The following is a 5,323-nucleotide window of genomic DNA, read 5'->3' as shown; positions in this document are numbered from 1 at the left end:
GTACAACTGCGTACTGTCTTCGGCGACGCGCCTTGTCTGAAACTTTCGGTGGATGACTATACCAAACAAAAAAGCCCGCGATTGCGGGCTTTTTTGTGCTACTGCGGCTTACCAGTTGCCACCGCCGCCGAATCCGCGGCCACCACCGAAGCGATCGCGGCGCGGACGCTCTTCGCGCGGGCGGGCTTCGTTAATTTTCAGCGGACGACCACCGAGGTCTTTGCCGTTCAGCGCGTCAATGGCACGCAGTCCGGCGTTGTTGTCGTCCATTTCGACGAAGCCAAAGCCTTTGCTGCGGCCACTGTCGCGATCCTTGATGATGGTGACGTTGCTAACGGCGCCATGTGTGCTGAACAGGTCGCGCAGTTCTTGTTCCGAGGCTTGGTAGGACAGGTTGCCAACGTAGATGTTGATCATGTTTTTTCCTTTGTATTCATGCGTTTTACTCTCAAACTCCCGAAACCCAACGCATGATTACGACAGTATTTTGCCCGCTGGCAAAATTCGTTTGGCGCATCCTTGTCGCCAGAAAGGCGCGTACATTCGGCTTTTGCCGGAGAATTGTCAAGCGGATTTATGTACGTGGTTTTATAGATTGTTTTTACTGTGTTTTTTGTGGAATATCGGCTGGGCCTGTTTGCAATTGAGGCGTAAAGAACAAAATTCAGGCTGGCTTACGATTTTTTGCAAAATAATCCTTTATAAACTTAATGTTACGCTCAATTCCAGACCCTATGATGACGCCCTAGTTTGCGCTTCAAGTTGCCAAAATGTCCCTCCGGCACATTCGTTGTTTTCACCATATTCAGCTCCCTGAACCGCTCAAACGCAAACAGCCGCTCAAGTGGCGGTTTATTTCGCCCTGCAGGGGGGATTTTGAACAAGTTCTGAGAAAGCGCACAGCGACCGCATTCAGAACGACATAAACAGCCCCAGGCGTAGCCAACGGTGCGGTGCTGTTAACGCTGACTGCCCGCAAAAGCGGTTTCCTCCTTTGCGCGAATGCGCCGCTTTGGGCTTGGTGATGATTGCCATACACTTGGGGCAATCCGCGCCGCCCGCTACACTACCGCCTTTCATTCACCCGGAAACCCCATGAACCCCACCCTCGACCTGCTGCAAGAGCTCATCCGCCGCCCTTCTATCACCCCGGACGACGCCGGCTGCCAGGCGCTCATCGCTGCGCGCCTGCAAGCGGCGGGCTTCACCATCCGCCCCCTCCGCCTCGGCGACACCGACAACCTCTGGGCGACACACGGCAGCGGCGCGCCACTCATCGCCTTTGCCGGACACACCGACGTCGTTCCGCCCGGCGACGAAGCGTCATGGACATCGCCGCCGTTCGAGCCTGTCATCCGCGACGGCAAACTCTATGGCCGCGGTGCCGCCGACATGAAAGCGGGCGTCGCCGCGATGACCGTCGCGCTGGAGCGCCTTGCCGCCGCGCCGCACCCCGGCACCCTCGCGCTGCTACTCACCAGCGATGAAGAAGGCGACGGCACCCACGGCACCAAAGCCGTCCTCACCCAACTCGCGCAAGAAGGCGTCCACATTGATTACAGCATCGTCGGCGAACCTTCCACTGCCGCCCGCCTCGGCGACCGCGCCCGTAATGGCCGCCGTGGCTCGCTTCATCTGCACCTCACCCTGCACGGCAAACAGGGACACGTCGCCTACCCGGCCAACGTGCGCAACCCGATTCACGCGCTCGGCGCCGTTATCGCCCGCCTCGCCGCCACCCGCTGGGACGACGGCAAGGCCCACTTCCCACCGACCAGCTTCCAGGTGAGCAACCTCGCCGCCGGCACCGGCGCGGAAAACGTCGTCCCCGCGACCGCAAGCTGCAAAGCCAACTGGCGCTACAACACCGAACACGATGCTGCCAGCCTGCAGCAGCAGGCGACAGCGCTGATTGAAGATACCCTGCAAGGCAGTGGCATCCGCGCTGAATACCGCTGGAAACTGTCGGGCGAACCCTTCCTCACCGAAAATCCCGCGTTGATTGCCGCGCTGCGCGCAGCCGTTGCCCGCCACACCGGCGAGACGCTGCAACTGGACACCGGCGGCGGTACTTCCGACGCGCGCTTTCTTGCCAAACACGGCGCGGCGACGGTGGAATTTGGCCCCGACAGCGCCACCCTGCACCAGATTGACGAACACGTCGCCGTTGCCGACCTCGCCCCGCTCGCCGCCATCTACGAAGACACCGTGCGCGCGCTGTGGGTACCATTGACATCCGCCTGAAACTACCCGCAAACGATGTTCATCCCCTACGCATTCCCGCTCATTCTCGCGCTGCTGGCGCCCTTCCTTATCCAGCTGGTTTACGGCAGGCGTCTGCCACAAACGGCGTGTTGGCTGATTTCCATCGCCCTCTGCTACCTGCTGTTTTTCGCCGCCATGCGGCTGCGGGTTCTCCAGTTGATACTGGATGCACAAGACTACAACCACGACAGCGCATACCGCTTTGCCCCGCTCACCGCGCTGTTTGTCGCGGTCACCTACCACCTGCTGCTCGCCGCACTCTTTATCTTTATACAAAAATGGCGACGTCGTTAAACGCTGCTACCTCCGTGACGTCACCAGCATGAACAGCCTACAAACATCACAGCCATCCACAAGCCAACCCCGCAAGGTTGGCTTTTTTCACGCCAGTAACTGCCGCAGAGAGCGAAAAACCACAAAAATGCGAGATAAAATCACGGGAAATTCACAGAAAAAAGAGTTAAAATACACAAAACTTAACAAGGAGAACCCTCATGAGTAACACCCGCAAAGAACATGACCTCTTGGGCGACCGCGACGTCCCCGCTGATGCCTACTACGGCGTACAAACCCTGCGCGCCTATGAGAATTTCAACATCACCGGCGTGCGTTTGCACCAGTTCGACACCTTCATCAACGCCTTTGCGCAAGTGAAAAAAGCCGCCGCGCTTGCCAACCACGAAGTCGGCGCGCTCGATGGCAAAATCAAAGACGCCATTGTCGCCGCCTGCGACGAAATCCTCGCCGGCGCCCTGCACGACCAGTTCGTCGTCGATATGATTCAGGGCGGTGCGGGTACCTCCACCAACATGAACGTCAACGAAGTCATCGCCAACCGCGCGCTGGAAATTTTGGGCCACCAAAAAGGCGAGTACCAATACTGCCACCCGAACAACCACGTCAACCACGCCCAATCGACTAACGACGCCTACCCGACCGCGCTGCACGTCGCGCTGGACGCCTACATCGAGCGCCTGATCAAATCGCTGCAAGTGCTGCACGACAGCTTCGCGCGCAAAAGCCGCGAATTTGGCGACAAACTGAAAATGGGGCGCACCCACCTGCAAGACGCCGTGCCGATGACCGCCGGGCAGGAATTTAACGCCTTCGCCACCATGATTGCGATTGAAATCGAGCGTCTGGACGAACCGCGCCGCCGCCTCTACGAAATCAACATGGGCGCAACCGCCATCGGCACCGGCCTGAACGCTCCGGCAGGCTACGCCGCCGCCTGCGCGCGCCACCTCGCCGCTATCACCGGCAAGCCCTACCACACCGCCGAAGACCTCATCCAGGCAACACAGGACACCAGCGGCTACGTCCACCTCTCCGGCAACCTGCGCCTGATTGCCACCCGCCTCTCGAAAATCGCCAACGACCTGCGCCTTCTCAGCTCCGGGCCGCGCGCGGGGCTGGCCAACTATCACCTGCCGGATCGCCAGCCGGGCAGCTCCATCATGCCGGGCAAAGTCAATCCGGTCATCCCCGAAGTGGTGAACCAAACCTGCTTCCACGTATTGGGCATTGACCACAGCATCGCCCTCGCTTCCGAAGCCGGGCAGCTCCAGCTCAACGTCTTCGAGCCAGTGATTACTTTCAACCTCTTCACCGCGATGGTCATGCTCTCCCGCGCCTGCCGCACCTTCGCCGAAAAATGCGTGGACGGCATCGAACTCAACGAACAGCATTGCCGCGAACAGGTACTGTCCAACATTGGCCTCGTAACCGCCTTAAACCCCTACATCGGCTACGAAAAATCCAGCTACGTCGCCAAAACCGCGCTGCACACCGGCGGCTCGGTGTACGACATCGTGCTGAAAGAAGGTTTCCTCAGCAAAGAAGAGCTTGACCGCATCATCGCCCCGGAAAACATGGTCTATCCGAAAAAATAATTTTCCGGCATGAATAAAGCCCCGCCATGCGGGGCTTTTTATTGAAAGTACTGCACCGGTTTTCTCTGATATAGCCATCCACCACAAACCTCAAAACCTGTTCAAAATTTTGTCCTATACGCCTTGAAATTTGAATAGACTTCCTTCCAAACCATAACTTGCACGGCAACCCGACAAAATTCCAAACCTGCCGAGCTGTTGTCTGCTGCCCCCACCCTAACCCTCCCCCACAGGGGGAGGGAACTCATTGGCTGCAAAAATAGCAACAGTTTCATAACCATCCATATGTGATATGGCAGCTGTTATTTGAATCTGCCGCAGAACGGCTCCCTCCCCCGTGGGGGAGGGCCGGGGTGGGGGCAGAGATACAAATTCCAAAAAACGTATGCCTTTGCATGGTTTGGAAAGAGGTCTAATAAAGGAAACCCGCCAATGGCGGGTTCTATTTTGGGTTGGATGTCGTTTTCAGCCTTTGCAGGAAGACAAAAAACGGAGGAGTTTGCGGATAATCGGTATCTGCGCAGGTTGTTCGGTCTGTTTGGGTGCTTCATCCGTAATCCAGTCCATTCTCTGCAAGTCACTGCCAGAGAATCTGTGACAAAAACGGCTACCATTTTCTTCTTTTACCGAGCAAAGGATTTTTATATCCTTGAGATCGACCATTATCCTGCCGTAGAGATAGCTTTCATGGTAACTTTCACGTCCATCCATGATAACGGGATATTTTTTTCTTAGCAGCGAAAGCTCCTTGTTATTGATATTTTTAACAAAGGATTCATCAAGTTTGAAGTAATAAGGATTGGATTGGGTAAATCCGGCTGTGGTAAAGAAAAGTTCCAAATTAACCCAATGGCTATTTTTTCTATCGCTATAATCCTGATAAGAGCCGAATACGGCTGTAATAATAGCTGTAGAAAATACCCATAATAACAAAAGAACGAAAGGCATCAATATTTTCCACTCATGATTTTTAAAATAATATACACTCATGAACATTACATGAAACAGAAATGCAAAAAAGCGTCCAAGAAGCCGCAGGGAATATTGGTAGCCATAGAGAGTTTAATAAAGGGATACAAAAAAACCAAGAGAACCCAAAAACAGCAAATAAATATAGTGTATAAAAACAGTATTTATTTTGTATTATTTTATTCATTCTGTGCGGA

5 protein-coding genes are annotated in these 5,323 nt (G+C 55.2%); 3 read left to right on the top strand and 2 right to left on the bottom strand.

What is annotated here, in order from left to right; all coding sequences use genetic code 11:
• Positions 1-108: 108 nt before the first annotated feature.
• A complete protein-coding gene (locus Q0349_RS04100; protein ID WP_298079607.1) occupies positions 109-417 on the bottom strand; it encodes an RNA-binding protein in 309 nt (102 codons plus the stop codon).
• Positions 418-1,095: 678 nt separating this feature from the next.
• On the opposite strand from Q0349_RS04100, the gene dapE reads away from it, so the two are divergent.
• The 3 genes from dapE to aspA all read left to right on the top strand — a co-directional run bounded on the left by dapE (position 1,096) and on the right by aspA (position 4,157).
• Positions 1,096-2,244 (top strand): succinyl-diaminopimelate desuccinylase, encoded by a 1,149-nt coding sequence (dapE, locus tag Q0349_RS04095; RefSeq protein ID WP_298079606.1) that lies wholly within the window; start codon positions 1,096-1,098, stop codon positions 2,242-2,244.
• A 15-nt stretch (positions 2,245-2,259) separates the two neighbouring features.
• Positions 2,260-2,559, top strand: a complete 300-nt coding sequence (locus Q0349_RS04090; RefSeq protein ID WP_298079605.1) for a hypothetical protein — start codon at positions 2,260-2,262, stop codon at positions 2,557-2,559.
• 200 nt (positions 2,560-2,759) lie between these two features.
• The gene (gene aspA / locus Q0349_RS04085) at positions 2,760-4,157 is read left to right on the top strand and encodes an aspartate ammonia-lyase (RefSeq protein WP_298079604.1); all 1,398 of its coding nucleotides are present in this window, start codon (positions 2,760-2,762) and stop codon (positions 4,155-4,157) included.
• Between the two features lie 465 nt (positions 4,158-4,622).
• On the opposite strand, the gene Q0349_RS04080 is transcribed toward aspA, so the two are convergent.
• Positions 4,623-5,105 (bottom strand): hypothetical protein, encoded by a 483-nt coding sequence (locus Q0349_RS04080; RefSeq protein WP_298079603.1) that lies wholly within the window; start codon positions 5,103-5,105, stop codon positions 4,623-4,625.
• Positions 5,106-5,323: the final 218 nt, after the last annotated feature.

The organism is uncultured Cardiobacterium sp. (assembly GCF_938028185.1).
Lineage (GTDB): Bacteria > Pseudomonadota > Gammaproteobacteria > Cardiobacteriales > Cardiobacteriaceae > Cardiobacterium.
The sequence above is the reverse complement of the archived record's forward strand: the minus strand, read 5'-3'. Positions and strand labels throughout refer to the sequence as shown.